Below are 1,053 nucleotides of genomic sequence, written 5' to 3' on the forward strand. Positions count from 1 at the left end.
AACAGTCATGAACATTCAGATTTTCGGCACGAAGAAGAGTGCGGATACAAGAAAAGCGGAGCGTTTTTTCAAGGAGCGGGGAATTAAGTTTCAGGCGATTGACCTTGCACAGAAGGGCTTCAGTAAAGGAGAACTGACCTCAATCCTGCAGGCAGTAGGCGGGATGGACGATCTCCTGGATGAGAAGACGAAGGACCGGGAGGCTTATCTCCTGATTAAGTACCTGGCAGACGAGGATAAGTTCGATAAGGTTCTGGAGCACCCGCTGGTGGTGAAGCAGCCGGTGGTCCGGAATGGCCGGCAGGCTACGGTTGGCTACCAGCCGGAAGTTTGGAAGAACTGGGAGTAAGCATATGGTCAGAGAGATTATGAAGGATGTCTTCTTCCTCGCACAGAAATCAGACCCGGCGACGAAAGCTGATCTGCAGGTCGCCCGTGATCTACTGGATACACTGAAGGCGCATACAGATGAGTGCGTCGGAATGGCGGCTAACATGATCGGCGTGAAGAAGCGGATCATTGTCGTCAATATGGGGCTTATGAACGTGGCAATGCTGAATCCGGTCATTTTGAAGAAGAGTGGACCATTCGAAACAGAAGAGGGCTGCCTTTCTCTGACAGGAACACGGAAGACAAAGAGGTTCCGTGAAATTGAGCTGGAATACCAGGATCAGGACATGAAGAAGCATGTTCAGAAATTTACTGGCTGGACCGCGCAGATCATCCAGCATGAGTGCGATCATCTGGAGGGGATTATCATATGACCTCGACGAATCCGATAGACGAATATATTGAAAGACAGGATCCGGCGCGAAAAGACAATCTGTGTGCCGTGCGGGATGCGATCCGGAAGGAGCTTCCCGGAGCAGAAGAGCGGATTTCTTGGTCAATGCCTACATGGTGGAAGGGGCATAACCTCATCCATTTCGCGGCGGCAAAGAAGCATATCGGCATCTATCCGGGACCTGGGGCAGTGGAGCATTTTGCGGACCAATTCACGAAACGCGGCCTGAAATTCAGCAAGGGCGCGGTTCAGGTTCCATATGGGGAGAA

General features: G+C 51.7%; 3 protein-coding genes. All 3 read left to right on the forward strand.

Translation table 11 applies throughout. From position 1 onward, the window contains the following. The first annotated feature begins 7 nt into the window (after nucleotides 1-7). Nucleotides 8-349, forward strand: a complete 342-nt coding sequence (locus ACTNEN_RS13275) for an arsenate reductase family protein (protein ID WP_194607968.1) — start codon at nucleotides 8-10, stop codon at nucleotides 347-349. A gap of 4 nt (nucleotides 350-353) precedes the next feature. Next, nucleotides 354-764, forward strand: coding sequence for a peptide deformylase (locus ACTNEN_RS13280; RefSeq protein WP_441206949.1), 411 nt, complete (start codon nucleotides 354-356; stop codon nucleotides 762-764). Continuing rightward, nucleotides 761-1,053 (forward strand): iron chaperone (locus tag ACTNEN_RS13285; RefSeq protein WP_441206950.1); only part of this gene is annotated, 293 nt, incomplete at its 3' end. The genes ACTNEN_RS13280 and ACTNEN_RS13285, both read left to right, overlap by 4 nt.

The sequence above is a fragment of the Oribacterium sp. HCP28S3_H8 genome, from assembly GCF_052064775.1.
Classification (GTDB): Bacteria; Bacillota; Clostridia; order Lachnospirales; family Lachnospiraceae; genus Oribacterium.